At 56.2% G+C, this 20,269-nt stretch carries 21 protein-coding genes and 2 tRNA genes; 5 read left to right on the top strand and 18 right to left on the bottom strand.

All coding sequences use genetic code 11. The features are described 5' to 3' along the window. Positions 1-66: 66 nt before the first annotated feature. The 4 genes from HCR03_RS15620 to HCR03_RS15605 all read right to left on the bottom strand — a co-directional run bounded on the left by HCR03_RS15620 (position 67) and on the right by HCR03_RS15605 (position 3,127). Positions 67-152: transfer RNA gene (locus HCR03_RS15620), tRNA-Tyr, on the bottom strand. Positions 153-200: 48 nt separating this feature from the next. Then, positions 201-276 (bottom strand) — tRNA-Thr (locus HCR03_RS15615). Positions 277-689: 413 nt separating this feature from the next. Next, the gene (locus tag HCR03_RS15610) at positions 690-1,823 is read right to left on the bottom strand and encodes a glycerate kinase family protein (protein WP_066645970.1); all 1,134 of its coding nucleotides are present in this window, start codon (positions 1,821-1,823) and stop codon (positions 690-692) included. Positions 1,824-1,969: 146 nt separating this feature from the next. Next, positions 1,970-3,127: a CdaR family transcriptional regulator gene (locus HCR03_RS15605; RefSeq protein ID WP_187035278.1), complete on the bottom strand. Its 1,158-nt coding sequence runs from the start codon at positions 3,125-3,127 to the stop codon at positions 1,970-1,972. Positions 3,128-3,309: 182 nt separating this feature from the next. On the opposite strand from HCR03_RS15605, the gene HCR03_RS15600 reads away from it, so the two are divergent. Beyond that, positions 3,310-3,876, top strand: a complete 567-nt coding sequence (locus tag HCR03_RS15600; protein ID WP_066645974.1) for a hydrolase — start codon at positions 3,310-3,312, stop codon at positions 3,874-3,876. A 481-nt stretch (positions 3,877-4,357) separates the two neighbouring features. Here HCR03_RS15600 and HCR03_RS15595 read toward each other — a convergent pair whose 3' ends face one another. From HCR03_RS15595 to glnA, 12 genes are all read right to left on the bottom strand, one after another. Beyond that, positions 4,358-5,167 (bottom strand): alpha/beta hydrolase, encoded by an 810-nt coding sequence (locus HCR03_RS15595; RefSeq protein WP_066645976.1) that lies wholly within the window; start codon positions 5,165-5,167, stop codon positions 4,358-4,360. Positions 5,168-5,180: 13 nt separating this feature from the next. Further along, complete coding sequence (sufU, locus tag HCR03_RS15590; protein ID WP_066645978.1) at positions 5,181-5,627, bottom strand: Fe-S cluster assembly sulfur transfer protein SufU; 447 nt, start codon at positions 5,625-5,627, stop codon at positions 5,181-5,183. Next, positions 5,617-6,840, bottom strand: coding sequence for a cysteine desulfurase (locus HCR03_RS15585; protein WP_066645980.1), 1,224 nt, complete (start codon positions 6,838-6,840; stop codon positions 5,617-5,619). The genes sufU and HCR03_RS15585 overlap by 11 nt, the downstream gene beginning before the upstream one ends. Next, on the bottom strand, positions 6,824-7,918 hold the full coding sequence (locus tag HCR03_RS15580; RefSeq protein WP_187035276.1) for a SufD family Fe-S cluster assembly protein: 1,095 nt from the start codon (positions 7,916-7,918) through the stop codon (positions 6,824-6,826). Before HCR03_RS15580 ends, HCR03_RS15585 begins: the two co-directional genes overlap by 17 nt. Before the next feature lie 20 nt (positions 7,919-7,938). Further along, entirely contained in the window at positions 7,939-9,351 is a 1,413-nt protein-coding gene (gene sufB, locus HCR03_RS15575) for a Fe-S cluster assembly protein SufB (RefSeq protein WP_156989603.1), read from the bottom strand. A gap of 30 nt (positions 9,352-9,381) precedes the next feature. After that, complete coding sequence (sufC, locus tag HCR03_RS15570; RefSeq protein ID WP_228724990.1) at positions 9,382-10,119, bottom strand: Fe-S cluster assembly ATPase SufC; 738 nt, start codon at positions 10,117-10,119, stop codon at positions 9,382-9,384. A gap of 124 nt (positions 10,120-10,243) precedes the next feature. Next, positions 10,244-10,711 (bottom strand): helix-turn-helix domain-containing protein, encoded by a 468-nt coding sequence (locus HCR03_RS15565; protein WP_066645991.1) that lies wholly within the window; start codon positions 10,709-10,711, stop codon positions 10,244-10,246. Between the two features lie 253 nt (positions 10,712-10,964). Continuing rightward, a complete protein-coding gene (locus tag HCR03_RS15560; RefSeq protein WP_166525041.1) occupies positions 10,965-11,108 on the bottom strand; it encodes a hypothetical protein in 144 nt (47 codons plus the stop codon). A gap of 24 nt (positions 11,109-11,132) precedes the next feature. Then, entirely contained in the window at positions 11,133-11,846 is a 714-nt protein-coding gene (locus HCR03_RS15555; protein WP_187035274.1) for a hypothetical protein, read from the bottom strand. Then, positions 11,800-12,567, bottom strand: coding sequence for a hypothetical protein (locus HCR03_RS15550; RefSeq protein WP_187035272.1), 768 nt, complete (start codon positions 12,565-12,567; stop codon positions 11,800-11,802). Before HCR03_RS15550 ends, HCR03_RS15555 begins: the two co-directional genes overlap by 47 nt. 75 nt (positions 12,568-12,642) lie before the next feature. Next, the gene (locus HCR03_RS15545; RefSeq protein WP_066646011.1) at positions 12,643-13,506 is read right to left on the bottom strand and encodes a pyridoxamine kinase; all 864 of its coding nucleotides are present in this window, start codon (positions 13,504-13,506) and stop codon (positions 12,643-12,645) included. Between the two features lie 138 nt (positions 13,507-13,644). Further along, positions 13,645-14,982: a type I glutamate--ammonia ligase gene (gene glnA, locus HCR03_RS15540; RefSeq protein WP_156989586.1), complete on the bottom strand. Its 1,338-nt coding sequence runs from the start codon at positions 14,980-14,982 to the stop codon at positions 13,645-13,647. A gap of 280 nt (positions 14,983-15,262) precedes the next feature. Here glnA and HCR03_RS15535 point away from each other — a divergent pair, with 280 nt between their 5' ends. From HCR03_RS15535 to HCR03_RS15520, 4 genes are all read left to right on the top strand, one after another. After that, positions 15,263-15,748, top strand: a complete 486-nt coding sequence (locus tag HCR03_RS15535) for a sigma-70 family RNA polymerase sigma factor (protein WP_156989585.1) — start codon at positions 15,263-15,265, stop codon at positions 15,746-15,748. Then, positions 15,738-17,105, top strand: coding sequence for a serpin family protein (locus HCR03_RS15530; protein WP_187035270.1), 1,368 nt, complete (start codon positions 15,738-15,740; stop codon positions 17,103-17,105). Before HCR03_RS15535 ends, HCR03_RS15530 begins: the two co-directional genes overlap by 11 nt. A 164-nt stretch (positions 17,106-17,269) precedes the next feature. Continuing rightward, positions 17,270-17,962 carry a L,D-transpeptidase gene (locus HCR03_RS15525; RefSeq protein WP_187035268.1) on the top strand — a complete coding sequence of 231 codons (693 nt, stop codon included), beginning with the start codon at positions 17,270-17,272 and terminating at the stop codon, positions 17,960-17,962. A gap of 120 nt (positions 17,963-18,082) precedes the next feature. Then, the gene (locus tag HCR03_RS15520) at positions 18,083-18,529 is read left to right on the top strand and encodes a hypothetical protein (protein ID WP_228724989.1); all 447 of its coding nucleotides are present in this window, start codon (positions 18,083-18,085) and stop codon (positions 18,527-18,529) included. A gap of 3 nt (positions 18,530-18,532) precedes the next feature. Here the strand turns inward: HCR03_RS15520 and HCR03_RS15515 are convergent, their stop codons facing one another. Further along, entirely contained in the window at positions 18,533-19,660 is a 1,128-nt protein-coding gene (locus HCR03_RS15515; RefSeq protein ID WP_187035266.1) for a cohesin domain-containing protein, read from the bottom strand. A 73-nt stretch (positions 19,661-19,733) separates the two neighbouring features. After that, positions 19,734-20,252, bottom strand: coding sequence for a glycosyl-4,4'-diaponeurosporenoate acyltransferase CrtO family protein (locus HCR03_RS15510; RefSeq protein WP_066646003.1), 519 nt, complete (start codon positions 20,250-20,252; stop codon positions 19,734-19,736). Positions 20,253-20,269 lie beyond the last annotated feature (17 nt).

Raw genomic sequence — 20,269 nt, 5'->3', positions numbered from 1 at the left:
TGATTTCGATACTTTGTCTTCAGACTGAAAACCCGCATGATTCTAGAAATCATGCGGGTTTTCCCTTGGTGGGAGAGGATGGATTCGGACCATCGAAGCCGTAAGGCAACAGATTTACAGTCTGCCCCATTTGACCGCTCTGGAACTCTCCCATATGTGGAGCCTTGTTGGAAAAAGCAAAGCTCCTTTTTCGCTGAAATTGGAGCTGGCAGACGGACTTGAACCCCCGACCTGCTGATTACAAATCAGCTGCTCTACCAACTGAGCTACGCCAGCATTTTTAAAGCGCTCGATTATAATACCATACCCGGAAACGAATGTCAAGACTTTTTAGGAAATAGGGGCGTTATGTGGGAAATTCAGGTAAGCATTTAGATGTCGATGGCGGAGGGAAAAAGGGGCCGCTTATTTTTTCACAGAATCTTCTAAAAAACTTCAAACGCGGTTCACCGACAAGACATAATTTCCATTCATACTATAAATGTTCCAATCAAAATGTGAAAAGAAGAAAAAATACTGCAGCAGGCCGGCGGTGAAGGACGGAATACCGGACCACAGGCCCGCAGACAAACAGCAAGCGCCTTGCGAAAAGGCTTTACGATATTACTTTTTTCATAATACTTCTCTTTCTTCCGCCGCCCCCCGGTTTCGAGGGGCGGCACCCTTTTGCGAAAACTGCGTTCAGCGCATTAAAGTTTCATTTGGCTGAACAGACGCATCAGGTTTTCCATGGTCAGAGCAAGGTCGTTTGTGCTCCTTTTTTTCGCCTTGCTGAAATCTACCGCCACGCGGTTGATGCTGAACACGGCCGACACCCCCCTGTCATAGACCGGCTGAATGTCGTCGCCGATGTCCCCGACAACCGCGATCAGCCGGACGCCGAGCTTTTTGGTCCGCGCGGCCACACCTGCGACTACTTTGCCGCGCAGGCTTTGGGAATCCAGCCTTCCCTCTCCGCTGAAAACCAGGTCGGCATCCTGTGCGATACGGTCAAAGGCAACGGTATCCAGCACCGTTTCAATCCCCATTTTCAGCTCCGCCCCAAAAAAAGCCGCCATCCCCGCGCCCATGCCTCCGGCCGCGCCCGCGCCCGGAATATCAGCAATGTCGAGCCGCAGCTCGCGCTGAACCGTTTCGGCAAAGCACCGCAATTCCCCGTCCAGCCCGCGCACCATTTCAGGGTCCGCGCCCTTTTGCGGAGCAAACACATAGGCTGCGCCCATTTCCCCGTAAAGCGGATTGTCGATGTCGCACATCGCTGTGATTTCAGCCTCTTTTAGTCTGGGGTCAAGTCCTGAAACGTCGATCCGGCTGACCCGCGACAGCGTTCCGCCCGTCGGGACGAACTCTTTTCCGTCCGCGTTAAAAAACTTAACGCCCGCGCCCGCTGCGGCGCCCGCCCCCGCGTCGTTCGTACAGCTTCCGCCCAGACCGACAATAATTTTTCGGCACCCGCGCGAGGCCGCGTTTCTCATCAGCTGACCCACCCCGAAGGTGGTCGCCAGATCCGGCCTGCGCCGTCCCTCCGAAAGGGCGAAGCCCGCGCAGGCCGCCATCTCGATCACCGCCGTGCCGCCGGGCAGAAGGCCGTAAAAGCTTTCCATTTCTTCTCCGAAAGGCCCGCTGACCCTGCAGAAAACCTTTTCACCGCCCGCCGCAGCCAGAAAAGCGTCCACGCTGCCTTCTCCGCCGTCCGCAACGGGAATGGAGACGATTTCGGCATCGGAGTAAAATCGTCCGATCTGCTCCGCCATAATCCGGCAGACCTCCGCGGAACTCATCGTGCCTTTAAAGGAATCCGGAATCAAAACAAACTTTTTCATTGCAATCCACACCTTTTCAATCAGGATCCCCGCCTGAAAGCGGAGTATGCTTCCATTTTATCCTGACGCGGCGGAATCGTATATGTTACGGGCGACAGAATCCGGCCCGGTTTTCTGTTCTCAAAAACAGACCCTTGTCAGTTTCGCTATGTGCTCTCCTCCGGATGCAGCTCGCGGTAAAACAGCACCGCAAGGTAGAAGAGCGCGGCGTCCGGCATGGTTCGCGCGTCCAGTCCCGTTTCTTCGACGAGCTTTTTCAGCCGGTACTGAAGCGTGTTTTTGTGCATAAAAAGCTCCTCTGCAGCCTTTGAGATGGAGTCGTTCGCGCGGAAAAAAACCTCCAGGAGACGCACCCATTCTTTGACTTCCTCGTCCCCGCAGCCGCGGAAGATTCTGCGGATATACTCTTCCTTGCGCGCGTCGGAAATCTCGTTCAAAAAAATATCGACCGTTACTTCGTCATACAGCCGCAGTCTTGAACCCCGGCGGGACCGTGCCGCGCGGAGCGCTTTCTCGGCTTGCCGGCAAGCGGCATAAACAGAAGAAAAGCCGGCTTGGCTGCCATCGATGCCCGCGAAAAACGGAATTTCGAATTCCTCCTCCGCCTCTCTTTGAACAGCTGCGGCAAGCCGCTTCATCTGTTCGTCCGTCCTGCGCGACGCGATGCAGAACATTTTGTCGCCGCTGCGCAGCACCAGACAACCCTGCTCCCTTTTCAGCCGCCCCCTGACGGCCTTTTCCATCTGCTCCGCCAAACGCCGTCCCTCCGCGGTTTCATCGCAGTCCGTCATTCCCTCCGGCGACAAGATGAACACCCGGCGCGCCTTTTCAACATCAATCCCGATGGATTTTCCGCGCTCCGGAAAAGACGGGTCCTGCTCCGCGTTCTCCGTAAAGATCCATTCCTCCAGAAAACGGTTCCGGATGGTCTCGTCCCGTAATTTCTGTTCCTTCAGGTAACTGTCCAGCAACAGAATCTCCGTCATCTTCTTGATGATTTCACCGTATTTTGCCACTTCCGCCCGTTTTCCGGTTATCCCAACAACCCCGACGATCGTATTTTGAAACAAAATCGGGAAGTTCACTCCCTCCCGCGCCCCCGCGTACTCATTGTCGTTCTCCACGTTCATCCGGTCGAGATTCCGTTCCACGATCTGGCTTGCGCCCTCGTGGAACTGCCCGATCCGCTTCGGGTCCGTGCTTGCGATGATTGTGCCCCTGTCGTTCATCATATTGACGGGATAATCGATAATCCCGCTCATTTCCGTGACAATCCGCATCGCGTCCTGATGTGAAATCCGCATAAGACAGGCTCTCCTCCCCGCTGTATCTGATCCGCTGCTTCTATTATATCCCCCCCAAGCGCCGCGTACAAGCCCGCGGCGGAGACCCGCGATTCTTGACAAATGAAACCGAATCGGCTAGGATATGGGTTAAGGATATGCAGAAATTACTGGAATAACAAAATGGAAATCGGGGGGTTCAAATGGGAAAAATACCGAGTCTGGAAGAGGCGCAGAAGCTGCTGGAGGAATACAACAAAGATCCGTTCCACCTGCATCACGGAAAAGTGGTTTCCGGCGTGATGGGATATTTTGCACAGGAATACGACCCGGAAAACGTGGAATTCTGGAAAGCGGTCGGCCTGCTGCACGACCTGGACTTTGAGCAGTTCCCGGAACAGCACTGCATCAAAGAACAGGAAATCATGCGGGAACGCGGGATCGACGAAAAGCTGATCCACGCAGTAGTCAGCCACGGCTACGGCCTGACGGTCGACGTCAAGCCGGAACACATCATGGAAAAAATCCTGTTTGCCACCGACGAATTAACCGGGCTGATCGGCGCCGTCGCGCTGATGCATCCCTCCAAAAGCGTTTCGGACATGCAGTTAAAATCCGTGAAAAAGAAATTCAAGACTCCCGCCTTTGCCGCGGGCTGTTCCCGGGACGTCATTCTGAAGGGCGCGGACATGCTCGGCTGGAGCCTCGACGACCTGATGAGCCGCACCATCGACGCGATGAAGAGTTTAGTCGGCACGATGGAAATTTAGACAAATCGTAGCTTCCGGAGCCATACCGTTCGATAACAATCTGAACAGTTAACCCCCGGCGAAGCCCTGTTTTACCGGCAGCGCCTCAAGGCGCTTTGAGCTTTCTTACGCTTGCAACGGTACTTCTCACCCCCTGCCCCCTCCCTGCCATAGCACCTCCCATTTCATGGAGGCTGCCTTGCTTTCGCTTCGAAATTAGAATGGGAGGGGTTTGGGGTAGGTTCGATGCGCATTTTCTGCTCAACGCTAAAGCTCTTCTGAACCCCCCGGCATAGCCGGGGGGTTTAAAGGGCATAAAAAAACAGGGTTCAATGAGTTTGCACTCATTCAACCCTGTTTCCTTTTCAGGTCATTAAAAATTTGTAAACCGTCTCTGTATCCGTACGCAAAATACGTTCTTCGTCCAATTCCTTCCGGGATGGGTCAGAACCGAAATGACTCAGCATGCCGACCTCAGGATTCCTCCCGCTTCTGTTTTGCTTTATTCCTTAAACTCAAACAGGTCGCCCAGCCATTGCGTGCAGAGCGGAAACCATTCCGCGCAGTGCGGATTCGGCGTGCCGACCTCTTCGCTGCACATGGAAAGGCCGTGCCCGCCTTTCTGAAAAACGTGGTATTCAAACGGAATCCGGAATCGCCGAAGAGCCGCGGCGAAAAACAGCGTATTTTCCAGCGGAACACAGTCGTCTTCAAACGTATGCCACAAAAAAGCAGGCGGCGTTTTCATGCTCACCTGATTTTCCAGGGAGAAAAGCCCGACCTGCTCCGCCGTCGGCTCCCCGCCGCACACAAAGGCCGCGGACTCGCTGTGAGTGAATTCCCCTGCGGTGAGAACCGGATAGCACAAAATCATGGCATCCGGCCTGTTGCCGCCTTCTTGCGTGTCCGTTTTCGCCTTCAGCTCCGGGCTGTCCCATAAGGTGCCGAGGCAAGCCGCCACATGCCCGCCGGCGGAAAAACCGCAAACCGCGATTTTGTTGGGAACGATTCCCCATTCAGCGCTGTTTTCCCGAATCGTCAGAACGGTATTTGACAGTTCTATGAGAGGCTGCAAATTTTTCGCGTTTTCCCGAATGGAGTAATACAGAACAAAAACCTGATATCCCTTTGCGAAAAAAGCAGCCGCAGGCGGGGCAGTTTCCCGCTCCGACAGCATGGCGTAGCCGCCGCCCGGGCAGATTACGACACAGGGCCGCTTCGCGCGGTCGGGCATTTCACCGTTCGGTTCGTGCAAAAAGCCTGCCGCGCGGGCAGCGCTGTTCGGATTCGGAGAAAAGGTAACCGTTTTCATGAAAACCGCTTCCTTACGATTTTTCTGGGTTTCGCTCCCCGTGAATCGCGTTTTCCAGCGTGTGCCACCCCAGCACGGCGCATTTGACGCGGGCGGGCATGTGGGAAATGTCCTTGAGCGCAATCGCTTCGTCAAGGTCTTCCAGCTGCGATTCATCCGTTACTTCGTTCTTGATCATGCCGAAAAACAGATTCGCCAAACGAAGCGCTTCCTCTTTGGTCTGCCCCTTGATCAGGTCGATCATAATGGAGGCCGAAGCCTGTGAAATCGCGCAGCCGATGCCGGTAAAGCCGGCGTCCTCAATCACGCCGTCCTTTTCGCGCAGCTCCAGCTCAATTTCATCGCCGCAGCTCGGGTTGACGCCTTTGAGCACCGCGGTGGGATTCTCAATATGGTGCTTGTTGCGGCTGGAGTTATTGTGTTCCGTCAGAATCTGCGTGTAGATGTTTTCAATCCCCAAGGCCGAGCCACCCCCTGACTTTTTTCAGGCTTGCAAGAAAAATATCAATATCTTCTTTCGTATTGTAAAAATACAGGCTTGCGCGGCAGGTTGCGTTCACGCCAAGGTACTGCATGAGCGGCTGCGCGCAGTGATGCCCGGCGCGGATTGCCACCCCGTCGGAATCCAGGATGGAGGAAACGTCGTGCGGATGGACTCCGTCCACGTTAAACGAGATCACGCCGCAGCGCTGCTCGCCCGCTCTGGTGTCACCGTACACCGTCACATGCGGAATCTTCGCCATACCGTCGAGCGCGTATGCCAGCAGTTCCTCTTCCGTTTTGATAATTGTGTCGTAGCCGACCTGTTTGAGGTAGCCGATCGCGGCGGCCAAGCCAACCGCTCCCCCGACGTTCTGCGTCCCGGCTTCAAACTTCTGCGGCAGCGGTGCGAACGTCGCGTCCTGCTCGCTGACAGATTCGATCATCTCGCCGCCGGTTAAAAACGGCGGCATTTGATTCAGCAGCTCTTCTTTTCCGTACAGCACGCCGACGCCCATCGGCGCCAGCATCTTATGACCGGAAAACGCGGCGAAATCCACATCCAGCTTTTTAACATCGACCGGGTAATGCGGAATGCTCTGCGCGCAGTCCAGCACAACCACTGCGCCGGCTTTGTGCGCCCTGCGGACGATTTCCTCCACGGGGTACACCGTGCCCAAAACATTGGAAACATGAGCGACCGCGACCAGCTTCGTTTTGGGGCCGATTTTGTCCAGCTCCGCCTGAGGCAGGCGGCCGTTTTTGTCCGGATACAGAAAGACCAGCTTCGCGCCCTTCGCCCTTGCCACCATCTGCCACGGCAGAACATTGCTGTGGTGTTCGGAAACCGGCAGGGCGATTTCGTCCCCTTCTTTCATGAAGTTCAGCCCGTAACTGTACGCCACAAGGTTCAGGGATTCGGACGCGTTGCGGGTAAACAGGACCTCGCAGTCCTTCTCCGCGTGAATGAATTCACGAACCGCGGCGCGGGAGTCCTCGTACATCTGTGTGGCGCGAATGCTCAGCTCATAAAGACCGCGGTGCGGATTCGCGTTGGAGCTGCGGTAGTATTCGTCCACGGCCCGGATGACGGAAAGCGGCTTCTGCGTTGTGGCGGCGTTGTCCAGGTAAACAAGGCGTTTGCCGTTGTGTTCTTCTTTCAGAATCGGAAAATCGTTAAGATACGGATTCAATGGCTTCCAGCCTCTCTTTCACATACTCGGAAACCGCGTCCCGCAGCGCCGGGTCCGGAATCCGGTCGGTCACCGGGCGGAACTGCGCCTCGATCAGCAGTTTTCTCGCATCCAGCTCGCTTAATCCGCGGGACATGAGGTAAAACAGGCGGTTGCTGTCGATCTTGCCGGCGGAGGCCGCGTGCTGGCCCTCCACATCCTCTTCCGCGCACAAAATCAGCGGTGCGGAGCGATTCACGACTTTCGGGCTGAACAACAGGCTGTACTCGCTTTCGTGCCCGACCGCGCGTTTGGAGCCGCGAATAAAATCGATGGTTCCGCGGAACGTTTTGCGGCTTTCATCCATCAGCGCGCCGCTCGCGTGGATTTCACTGTGTGTCGCGCGGCCGGTATGCTCCGCCAAATAATTAATATCAATGGAACGGCTGCGGTCGCCAAAATAGATGGTATTCAGATTCAGCAGACTTTTCCGGCCCTTCAGGGCGGCTTTCAGGCCGGCCGCCGCGCTTTTCCCGCCAAGCTCCGCCTGAATCACGCTGACTTCGCCGTTTTCGGCGCACTGCGCGCCCACATCGTCGTAATGCACGCATTTGTCGCCGAGCATCTGCACCTGAATCAGCCGGATCACCGCGTTCTTGCCCGCGTAAAGCTTTGTCAGCCCCCCGTGGAAGCCGGGGAAATCCGCCGCCGATGTGTAGCTCATGACGACGGTCACTTCGCTGTTCTCCCCGGCGACAACCGTCGTGACGTCCAGTACGGAAGGATTCTTTTCGTCCACGCGGTAAGTCAGATGCACCGGTCGCTCCGCCTTCACGCCGTCCGGCACGCGAACCGTGACGCCGCAGGTCCGGTTGTCCTCCGTAAAATTCCTGACCGCGTCCCCCATGCCGGTGGAAAGCTCCGGCGCGGGAAGCGGCTCCGCGGAGATTTCAACACTCCGCGGCAATTCCGTGGAAAGATATTGCCCGTCGTACGGATGAATTTCGGGAATTGTTTCCCCGATTTTGATTTCGTTGATTCCCAGCCGGAACCAGGTGGGCGCCGGCAGGGAATTGACATGTTCCAGTTCCAGATTCATTTTAATCCCTTTCACCGGCCTTAACCGATGGAGCCCTCCATTTCCAGCTTAATCAGGTTGTTCATCTCCACGGCGTATTCCACCGGGAGTTCCTTGGCGATCGGCTCCGCAAAGCCGGTCACGATCATCGCCTTGGCGTCCTCTTCGGAAATGCCGCGGCTCATCAGGTAAAAAATCGCGTCGTCGCTGATGCGGCCGATCTTTGCTTCGTGTCCGACGTCCACGTCGTCGTTGCGGATGTCCATAACCGGAATCGTGTCGGAGCGGGAACGGTCGTCCAGCATCAAGGATTCGCACGAAACGGACGATTTGCAGCCGTACGCCTGCGGCAGGACGCTGACCGAGCTGCGGTAGGTGCACCAGCCGCCGTCTTTCGAAATCGACTTGGTGTTGATGCTTGAATAGGTATGCGGCGCCGCGTGAACCACCTTCGCGCCCGTGTCGAGCGACTGGCCGCGGCCGGCGAAGGTGATGCCGGTAAATTCCATGCGGGAGCCTTCGCCCTTTAAAATGCTCATCGGGTACAAATTCGAAATATGGGAGCCGAACGAGCCGGACACCCATTCGATGGTCCCGCCCTCTTCAACCACCGCGCGCTTGGTGTTCAGGTTGAACATGTTCTTCGACCAGTTTTCAATGGTGGAGTAACGCAGGCGCGCGTTTTTGCCCACATACAGCTCGACGCACCCGGCGTGCAGGTTCGCAACGTTGTATTTCGGCGCGGAGCAGCCCTCGATAAAGTGGAGGTTCGCGCCCTCGCCGACGATAATCAGCGTGTGCTCGAACTGGCCCGCGCCCGGCGCGTTCAGCCGGAAATAGGACTGAAGCGGAATTTCCACATTGACGCCCGGCGGAACATAAACAAACGAACCGCCCGACCAGACCGCCCCGTGCAGGGCGACGAATTTATGGTCCTCCGGCGGGACGAGCTTCATGAAATGCTTTTTAACCATCGGGCCGTATTCCGGGTCCCGGACCGCGCTTTCCATATCGGTATAGATAACGCCCTGACGGCGGACTTCCTCGCGCACGTTGTGGTAAACGACCTCAGAGTCGTACTGCGCCCCGACGCCCGCGAGCGACTTGCGTTCCGCTTCCGGAATTCCCAGGCGCTCAAACGTATTTTTAATGTCGTCCGGCACCTCGTTCCATTTGGCTTTCAGTTGGGTGTTCGGACGGATGTAGGTGACGATCTCATCCATATTCAGTTCGTCGAGCGGCGGCCCCCAGCCCGGCAGCCGCAGGCGGTTGTAGATCTGAAGCGATTTGAGCCGGAACAGGCGCATCCACTCCGGATCGTTTTTCGCGGCGGAAATCTCATTGACAATTTTCGCCGTCAGACCCTGTCCGACCTGATAGGAGGCGTTGACACGGTCGCGTATATCGTAAACCGTGCGGTCGATGTCCTCCACCTGTGTTTTTCTTTTATGCAAAGCGTTCAACTCTTATTTCCCTCCGCGTTCTCAGACGGCCTCAAGCCCCTGAAATCCCGATTCGTTGATCCTGTCGATCAGAGTTCTGTCGCCCGTTTGTTGGATTCTGCCGCCCATCAGGATATGCACGGCGTCCACCGGCAGGAAATCAAGTATCTTCGTATTGTGCGTAATAATCAGCAGGGAATTCTCTCCGTTTCTGAATTTTTCGACGCCCTTCGAGACGATTTTGACCGCGTCCACGTCCAGGCCGGAATCCGTTTCGTCCAGAATCGCGAGCTTCGGGTTCAGCATCAGCATCTGCAAAATTTCCGACTTTTTCTTTTCCCCGCCGGAAAACCCGACGTTTAAATAGCGGGAGGCATACTCCTCATCCATGTGGAGCTCCTCCATCTTCTGCGCCAGCTCTTTTTTATAGGCAAACAGCTTTACCGGCTTCCCCGTTACGGCATAGCGCGACGTGCGCATGAAATTTTCCAGCGAAATTCCCGGCACTTCCTCCGGATTCTGGAATGAAAGAAACAGCCCGGCCTTCGCTCGTTCATTCGCCGGCGCGTTTGTAATGTCTTGTCCGTCAAACAGAATCGAGCCGCCGTCCACATGGTACTGAGGATGTCCCATCACGGTGTTGACCAGTGTGGACTTTCCCGCGCCGTTCGGGCCCATCAGAACATGGACTTCTCCTTTTCCCACGGTAAGGTTCAGCCCGCTGAGAATCTGATTGCCCTCCACGCTGACCGCAAGATCCCTGATTTCCAAAAGTTGCACTGACTTTTCCACCTCTCCGACTTTTTACAATGAAACGGGCATTTGCCCTTAATGTATACTAAATTGATGTGCATTTACATTATAGACGGAAACGGTCTACTTTGCAAGCCGCGGAAGAAATTTTTTATCGCAAATCCGACGGATTACAGCCCAGAATCGACGCGATTTGAAGCAGGATTTCCTCATCCGGCTCACGCTCGAGGTTTTCCCACTGATACAGCAGCTGAGGCGTAACGGAAAGCCGTTCGGCAAGCTCGGCGAGCGTCATGCCGGTTGCCTGCCGGTATGACGCGATTTTTTTGACCGGCTCCAAAAGATAAGCCCGCCGTTTTTTTTCATCGATCAAAAGCGGGCAGCCGTTGTGCAGCATCAGCCCGCAAAGGCCGCCCTCCGCGCTGAACACGGCAGGGTCGCCGCCCGGCGCGATGCCCGCGCCGTACTCCTCCGGCAGAACATAGTCCCTTCCGCCGTCGTCACGGCCGGTTACGCCCGGCTGATTCCTCCACGGAAGCAGGGAGCAGCTTTCCCCCTCCTGCTCCGGTTCCGGCGCGGAATAGCAGTTGATTTTATAGATGGTGATGATTTCGCCCATTACGGCAGCTCCCCCGATCAATCATTTTGTAATAGTATAGCATGCCCGCGCAAATCTGTCTTTGCCCTGCGATGCCCAGATCCGAATTTTGCAAAAAAGCCTTACAAAGTCCGGAATTTGGTATTATAGTGATGATATGGATTTGATACGCCTATCTCCGCCCCTGAGCAGGCCACGCCCGCGCGCATGCCCCGGCTGTCCGGAGGGGAAAAGGCGCAGGGGAAAAAGCGAAAACCGCTTTTTCCCCTGCCCGTTACGTCGGCCGCGCGCGTTTTTCCCCGTGTTTTGCTTTGCCCTGCAGCTCCGGCACCGGACGCGTGTTCCTCGGCATATGCGCTTTTTTACTGCTTTGCGTCGGCTCTCCGGAATCGGGGCGCCGCATTCCCGCTTTCGCCATTGAGGCACCCTCTTTTATACATCGTTATTTTTGATGGACTGTTTTTTTGCGTTTCGGTTTTGATTTTGATTTTCCCTTGTCACGGGCGTCTGCCCGTTCGCCTTTCGAATCCGATCCTTCTTGTTGTCCGGCTGGCTGTCTTTGGGCACTGGAACCACCTCCGGCATTATTTTGGCTTTTCGCCGGAGCTTTATGCGAAGAAGGCGAAACAGCGCTCTCCAGTTCCTGAATCATCCCGTCCAGAAACCGTTCGGCGACGCGCCTGTTTTTCTCCGTTGCGTACAGGCTGCTGCAAAGCGCGCAGCGGCCGCCGAACGTGGAAACCGAAACCTGAAAACTGGGCGGGTGCTTGACCGCCGTCGCAAGGTAGGCGTCATTGATTTTTCCGTTGCCGAAATCGAGCCTGCGCCAATCCAAAACCCCAAGATTCGTAAAGGAGACAACCGGAATTGAAAATTTCTTGTCAAAAAGTTTTTTCGCGGCGGAATAAGGCAGAACGGCGAACAGAAAATCCAGAACAAGCGGCCCTTTCAGGCAGTTCCGGTTTTCCTTCTGTGAGGACATCTGGGCGGCGGTTTTCCCGAGGGTCTCTTCAAACGGCTCGTTTTTTTTCATCGAAAAGCGGCAAATGTAATTGCTCGTCAGGTTGCAGATTCCGCACTTTTCGCTTTCGGAAAGGTACTTGCGCAAATCAACCGGACAGGGAATCGAGAATTCCGCGCACCCCCGTGATCGCATGGTGCGCGCGTCCGTATGCCGTCAGCATAAGGTCATTGAAGGTTGCTCCCCTCTTTTTTGCATACCGCTTCAGCTCCGTGAGAAGCTCGCTTTCGACGCGGCGCAGAACGGTGACCGGCTCCCCCTCCTCTTTCTCCATCGGCAGAAACATTTCCGGCTCCTGTTTTTCAATTTTAACAGGGGAACGCAGGACCCTGATTCGCTCCGCCGCGCCCATCCCCCTGAAAACCTGTCCGACGTCGCGGTCCAGCGGCTCAGGCGGTACAATAAAGCCGGGATTTTCCAAACAGCGGCGGTAAAGGGACGCCAGCAGGTACAGGTACTCCTTAAACCCGGCCCCATCCGCCACAAGATGGCTGATAATCACGCAGAGGGTGTCGGATTCCGGCCCGCGCACCAAATGGATTTTCAGCTGCGGCTCCGAATCCAACCTGATCGTATCCAGCAGCAGGCGCTCTTCCGCCGCGGCGCCCTCCGTGTTTTCCGACACGCTCACGATCCGGTCCGCCCCGAATCCCTTGTCTTCCCAGCCGTGCGTTTCCGATGAAAAGACGCACCGGAAAACGGGAACCGCGGAAACCGAAAGCTCAACCGCGCGTCTGAGCACATCCGGGTCCAGACGCCCCGAAAAGCGGATTATCGCGCGGATCAGCGGATTGTGCGCCGAAGTATAAAAATACTGCATCAGGTCAAATGCTTCCGTACGGATTTTATGTTTCATTCCAGTCGCCTTTCTCTATTGAATACGAGCCGGAAATTTCCGGCAGCCAAGATTTTCCTTTTTTTCACGGTTCCGTTACAAAGCCTCCGGGTCCGGAGCCAGTCTTTGCGCATAGGAAGGGATTCCCTCTTCAAAATTTACGCCGTAGCGCACGTCCGTCCCCGCCAGATGAGTCCGGGCAATCGCACGCTGCGTAAAGTCGACGGCCTCTTGAGCAGCCGCGCCGAGGGAGAAGCCGTTCATCAGCGCGCCGATCAGCGCGCTGGCAAACACGTCGCCCGTGCCGTGGTAATTCCCTTCGATTTTCGGAGCGAACGCGAAGCGGAATTCACCCGTCTCGCGGTCGTACGCGGCGCATCCGGTTTGTTCCGCGCTGAAAGAAACGCCCGTCAAGACCACGCGGCGGGGGCCAAGCTCCGACAGCCGCCGAAGCATTTCCTCCGCAGTCCTGCGGTCCTGCCGGCCCTCCCGGTACGGCTCCCCCAGCAGCAGCGCAGCCTCCGTCCGGTTCGGCAGAATCAGGTCCGCCTTCCGGCAGAGAGCCGCCATCCCCTGCGGGAATTCAGGGCCAAAAGAAGCGTACAGACTGCCGTTGTCCGCCATGACCGGATCAACGCACACCATCGCCCCCGGCGCGGCCAATTCGTCAATCAGCCCGGAAACCAGCCGGAGCTGGTCAAACGAGCCAAGGTATCCGGTGTAAATCGCGTCGAACCGCAGTCCCAGTGATTTCCAGTGGTCCGCGATTTTCGGAATATCCTCGGTCAGGTCCCGGAACGTAAACCCCGTGAATCCCCCTGTATGCGTCGAAAGCACCGCCGTCGGCAGAACGCTGACGGTGCAGCCCGCCGCGGATAGGATCGGCAGCGCCACCGTCAGCGAGCATTTCCCGACGCAGGAAATATCGTGTACGGCCAGAACGTTTTTTTGCAACGGCATCTCATCGCCTTCCGTATCAAATAATGTTCCTATTTTAGCTCTCCGCAGAAACGAATTCAAGACCGGACGAAAAAAGTCCCGCCGCTGCTGCCGCAGCGGCGGGGTACGGCCGTTCAGGGCCATACAGACGGCCCCGGCTTAATATTTCTGCAAGTAATTTTCAATTTCCCAGTCGGTCACCGCGCGGGTGTAACGAGCCCATTCCCGCTCTTTTTCCAGCAGGAAATTATGCAGGGCGTGCCCCCCAAGCACATTCGCAATCACCGGATCGCTTTTCAGCGCTTCCATGGCGTCAATCAGGCTGAGCGGAAGCGTTTCAATCCCCATTTCATTGATTTTTTCCTCCGGCAGGTCGAACAGGTCGCAATCCGTCGCGGGCGGCGGCGTCATCTTCTTCTCAACGCCGTCCAGTCCGGCCGCCAGGCAGCATGCAAGCATCAGGTACGGGTTCGCGGAGGGGTCCGGGGAACGGAATTCAATGCGGGCCCCTTTTCCCCGGGAAGAGGGGATGCGTACGAGCGGGCTGCGGTTGCGGCAGGACCACGTGATGTGAACGGGCGCCTCGTAACCGGAAGCAAGGCGCTTGTAGGAATTGACGGTCGGATTGCAGACCGCGGTCAGCGCCCTGGCATGCGCGAGAAGCCCGGCCATAAACCGGTAGGCCGTCTCGCTCAGGCCGTTGCCGGACGGATCGTCAGGGCCGTCGAACAGATTTTTTCCGTCGCGCATCAGCGACATGTGAAGATGCATTCCGGAGCCGCTCACATCCGAACGGGGTTTCGGCATAAAGGTCGCGTAACCGCCGGAAGCCTTCGCCATCGATTTAACCGCCATTTTAAACGTCATGATATTGTCGGCCGTCTTGAGCGCCGTATCGTATTTGAAGTCAATTTCATGCTGCCCGACCGCCGCTTCGTGGTGAGAGGCCTCCACCTCAAAGCCCATGCTTTCCAGCGTCAGGCAGATTTCGCGGCGGATATCGCCGCCGATATCAATGGAGCCGAGGTCGAAATAGCCCGCGGTGTCGCGCGTCTGCGTGGTCGGCCTGCCGTAATCGTCCATTTCGAACAGGAAGAATTCGCATTCCGGACCAACATTAAACTCGATCCCGAGTTCCTCTGCCTTTTTCATTTCTTTTTTCAGGATCCGCCGGGGGTCGCCGTCATAGGGCTCGCCGTCCGGGGAATAGACGTCGCAGATAAAACGCGCGACCCCGTCGTGAGTCGGCCGCCAGGGAAGCATGGTAAACGTGTCCCGGTCCGGGTGCAGGCACATGTCCGATTCCGCGTCGCGCGCGAAACCGTCAAGAGACGAGCCGTCGAACACGCACTGGTTGTTCAGCGCTTTTTTCAGCTGATTTTTGGTGATCGCGACGTTCTTCATCATTCCCGTAATATCCGTAAACTGCAGACGAATGAACGTAACGTCGTTTTCATCCATCAGCTTGTAGATATCCTCTTTGCTGTAATGGCCCATTCCGCATACCTCCCGACGGTAAGATTTTAAATAAAGTCAAAAAAAACCCGGCACAGCGTGTCGGACCCCGTTGCCCATTCATTGTAATCTTCGCATACTGTTTTACATCCTTATTTTATACCATAGAGATACCTTGTTGCAAGCCCAAATATGAACGAACTGAAAATTATTTCTGAATTTGCGGGGTATGCGGGCCGGAGTGGAAAACGGCGGAAATTTTTTACCCGGGCGCAAGGAAATCGGCGCCTCAATCGTATTCTATTTGAAAGGGGAGAAATGGATGAAAGCAGCAGAGCCTAGCGGAGAAGCGGAGGAGCTTTTAAACCGCTATTCCGACATGGTGCTTCGGATTGCCCTTCACAATGTGAAAGCCAGAGCGGACGCCGAGGACATCGCGCAGGAGGTTTTCCTGAAACGGATCACCGCGCGCCGTTCGTTCGCTTCCCCGGAACACGAAAAAGCCTGGATGATCCGCGTCACCGTCAATCAGTGCCGGGATTTTCTGAAATCGGCGCGGAACCGGCCGACCGTCGCGCTGGAGGAGTCGGTCCCCGATTCCCCGCACAGCACGGAAGTACTGGACGCGGTGCTGTGCCTTCCCGTTCCGTACCGGAACGTGATTTACCTTTATTATTACGAAGGGTACAGCGTCAGGGAGATTTCACACATCCTGCGCAGGAGGGAAAACACGGTGTCCTCCTGGCTGTTCCGGGCGCGCGCCGCGCTGAAAAACTCTTTGACAGGAGGTTTTGACGATGAATCATAAAGAACAGTACCGTGAGGAATGCGAACGGATTCGGGCTTCGGAAACATGGAGGCATGCGGCCGCTTCCCGGATGCAGCAGCAGCCGCGGCGCCCGCGCACCGCAAAATGGGTCTTTCCCGGCGCGCTTGCCGCCGCTCTGGTCTGCGCGCTGGTTTTTTCGCCGCTTTTAAAACCGGCGACCGTCACCGTGGAAGCAAAGGAAAACCTGATGGAAAACATCCGTGCGCAAAAGCAGCAGGTTCCCGCCGCGCCCGGTCAGGACTTTATCTCAGCGCAGGCGGATTTCGCGGTACAACTGTTTCAAAAAACAGCCGACGCGGGCAAAAACTCGCTTGTCTCCCCGACTTCCGCCGCCCTGGCGCTCGGCATGACGGCAAACGGAGCGAAGGGCGGCACGCTTTCCCAGTTTGAAGCCCTGCTGGGCGGCGGGATGGATCTTTCCGCGCTGAACAAAAACTTTGCCGCCGAGCAGAGCGCGCTGAAAGCCGTCACCAGCGGGAAAACTCTGCTTGCCAACTCAATCTGGTACCGGGACCAGGGCCTTTCGGTCAAAAAGCCGTTTCTGCAAAGCAACGCCGATTTCTTCGGCGCGGACGCCTACAAGCTCGACTTCGGCGACCCCGCGGCCGTGGGAAAGATCAACAGCTGGGTCGACAAAAACACCGGCGGAACCATCAAAAAGATGGTCGGGCGGATCGAACCGGAAGAAATGATGATCCTGATCAACGCGCTGTATCTGGAACAGGAATGGAGATCCCCCTACATCAACAGCCGGGACGGCACGTTTCACGCGCCGGAAGGCGACAAAACCGTGAAAATGATGGAGTCGACGGAAACGTACCTGCACGACGGCGAAGCGGAGGGAATCCTCAAGCCGCTCAAGGACCCGCGTTACGCGTTCGCGGCGATTCTGCCGAAAAGCGGAACCTCCGTCAACGACTATGTTCAATCGCTGACCGGCCGGAAGTTTTTAAGCCTGCTGCGCTCCGGGGGTGACGGAACGGCGATTGGGACTCTGCCGAAATTCAAATTCAGCTGTGCGCTGAGCCTGAACGACGCGCTGCAGTCGCTTGGCCTTACCGACGCGTTCAACAGCGGCAAAGCCGATTTTTCCGCGATGGGCTCTTCCCCCGCGGGAAATCTTTATATCGGCAGCGTGCTGCAAAAAACCTTTCTTCAGGTTGACGAGGCAGGTTTAAAAGCCGGCGCGGCAACCGCCGTCATCCTGGACGCGGGATCCTCATCCTCTCAGCGGCCCCGTTCGGTCGTATTCGACCGGCCGTTCGTCATCGCCGTCGTCGACACCTCGACGAATCTGCCCCTGTTCCTCGGCGTGGTCGCGGACCCCGCCGCCTGACGGAAATCCAATATTTCCTTATTCTATAAATTTATTGTGAATTCTTTCCCGGAGGTTGGCAAAACACGTCCTTTTGATTTATAATAATAAAAAAAGGAAAACGACCCTTTTCCTCACGAAACGACAGGGATCCGTTAAAAATAGAAAGGACGTGCCGATTCCCGATGAAGGAGTTCGGAAAAAGACCGTTAAACCGCATACTGCTCGCAGCCCTGATTCTGTTTGTCGGTGCGGGCGCGACGTACGCTTCGCTCAGGCCGGTACAGTTCCGCGCGGGAATGACCGCCGTCGTGGACTGGATGAAATTTGATATGATCGCCGAAGCGGCCAAAAAGGACTCCTCCTCCGCGCCGCCGTCGGGCACGGCCGTCTCGTCCGCGCCGGTTCCTTCCGCGCCGGCGTCTTCCGCGGCCCCGCAAAGCCAAACGTCTGAGGAACCCTCCTCCTCCGAGGCGGAAAAAATCTCGCTGGATGAGGCGGCCAAGCCGCTGAAAATCAATGTTTCGCTCAAGGATCAGAAGGTTTCTATTCTGGACGCGAAGGACCGCCTGGTGCAGGAATATGTGTGTTCTTCCGGGGAAGCCGGCAACGATACGCCGACCGGCACCTTTACCGTCACGGACCGCGGAAAGTCTTTTTACAACCCCGCGGTCAAAGAGGGAGCCTATTACTGGACCCGTTTTTATAAGACCTTCCTGTTTCACAGCGTGCCGTTCGACGAGAACCAGAAAATGGAACCGCAGGAAGCGGCAAAGCTGGGCACTCCGGCTTCCCACGGCTGCATCCGGCTGGAAACGGCAAACGCAAAATGGATTTACGACAATATTCCGGAAGGAACCACGGTAGTCGTTCGTTAATTCCCGATTTTTCCCCGCCGCACGGCGGGGATTTTTGTTTTTACAGTTTATTCAATTCTTTTGGGAAATTCTATGCTATGATGACAATAGAATCGCCGCAAGGCAAAAGGATGTGAAAATTTGAACTGGCTGATGCGCTTTACCTACTGGTACAATCGGATGATGGCGGGACGGTACGGCTCCGACCAGCTGAGCATCGGCCTGATGGCCGCTTATCTTCTGCTGATCTTTATCGCCAATCTTCTCCGGCTGCCGCTTCTTTCCTATCTGGCGCTCGCGCTTCTGGTGTGGGGGCTCTACCGGATTTTTTCCCGAAACATCTCGAAGCGGCACCAGGAAAACGCCGTGTTCCTGCGGTTCTGGAACCGGATTCTTCAGTGGTTCCGGACCAGCTCCTCCCGGTTTGAAAGCTGGCGAAGCAAAACCCTGTACCGCATGAACGATAAAAAAACGCACCGGTACTACCGGTGCCCCAAATGCAATAATACGCTCCGGGTGCCGAAAGGCAAAGGAAAAATCGTCATTACCTGTCCGGTCTGCCATACGGAATTTGTCAAAAAGACATGAGCCTTAATCCTGTTTGCGTCGAATGGGCAGCCACAGACTGAGAAGAATCCCGACCAGAGCGCAGAGAACCGCAAGCAGCATCCCGGTTAAAAAGGTGGGCATCCGGTCGCCGACCAAAATCAAAGTCCTGTCGCCGGCCGCCTGCAGTGCTTCCGATTGCCGCGTGTCTCCTCCGGAACCGGAAGCGCTCTCCCCCGCGCCGCCCGCCGCAAAGCCCGGGGAGCTCTTCGAACCGGAGCCGGGTCCGCTCCGGTTCCCGCCGGAAGCCTCCCGCGCGGCGCTTTCCGTTTCCCGCGAAGGGCCGGGGCCTCCGCCCGCCGCCTTGCCCTCGGTGATGGAAGACCCAGCAGCGTCTTTCGCCGCGCGTTCAACCGTAATCAGGTACTGCGCGTTTTGCGTCCGGTCCTCCGAAGTAACGGTTACGGCAATCTGTGTTTCTTTTCCCGCGCCGTTGAGTGTTTTTCGGCTGACACGGACGCTGCCGCCGCCCGCCGCGCCGGTCTGGAAATCCACGCTGCCGACATCGCTGCCGACTTTTAAAATATAATTGCGAACGGAAGGCGCAAATTCCGGTTCCAGCGAGCCGGCCGACGGAATCAGTTCGGTCAGGCGGGCTTCCGAAGAGAGAGACCGTTGAATCTTCAGATTCAGCTTTGCTTCCGTGTTGTCCGCTTCCAAAGAATCCCCGTCATAATCGCAGATCTGGTCCGCGGAAACCGTCAGAGCGGTGTTCCCCGTCGGCGCGTCCGCCGCAACCTGAAACAGGAAAGAAGCAATCGTTCCGGAAAGCCGGGGCGCGCTGCCGTTTTCCGTATTGCAGACATACACGCTGCTGATCAGGCCGGAGTCCGCGCTGGTTTGCATGGTTCCGCTTTTAACGGCCCCCGAGGTTTCCGTACTGATAAAGTCAAGCTTGTCCTCGTCATAATGGATCTTGAGCCGAAAGCCGGCGGCGGTTTCTTCGGTTTTGTATGCCGTCACATTCAGGCGCACCAGTTCTTCCCCGGAAGCGGAAACGGGGTCCAGCGAATAGGAAAAATAGGTTGGCGACGCGGCAGCGGCGGACGCCGGCAGCAGCCGCATCAGAAAAAAGCAGGTAAAAGCGGCTGCAAGGCACAGTTTTTTTTCCATCCCATTACCCTTCCCGCAATCAAAAACAGCCGTGCCGCAAACGACAGGGCTGTCCAATCAACCGATGTTCTGGTTAAGCGGTGACGGTGTTCTGCTCCACTCCGGAAGCGCGGCTCTCCCTTAAACGCCTTTTGCGCAGAATCAGCAGGCGGAACCGGTTATATCTCTGAACCGCCGCAAAGGGCGCGTTGGCCAGCATGATCAGGAAAGACATGATGATTCCGACAAGCAGCGGGTTTATAATCAGCGCGACGACGGCGCAGATGCAGTTTTTCAGATGCATCCACTCGCCGCGGCAGGTTTCCAGAATAAATTCATCCAGATACTCGACCGACATTTCCGTCAGATGCCTTTTGGAAAAACCGTTTTTCCCGATATGCTGCGGAACTCTGTCTTTCCAAACCTGAATTTTTAAAGTATCCCGGTACCAGCGGCCGCCATGCTCCCACTCCTTGGGGGCATAACGCTCTTTGGCAGGATCAAAGGAAGATTTCGGCAGCTTGATGCAAATTAAAAAGACAACGACATGCCACAATCCGACGATCACAAGGTTCCAGACCAGCATGTTCAGAAAGGACAAATTCTTCAGCATTGCGGTCACTTCCTTTC

Source organism: Caproicibacter fermentans (assembly GCF_014303955.1).
In the GTDB taxonomy this organism is placed as follows: Bacteria; Bacillota; Clostridia; order Oscillospirales; family Acutalibacteraceae; genus Caproicibacter; species Caproicibacter fermentans.
This window is presented reverse-complemented; position numbering and strand designations above follow the sequence as displayed.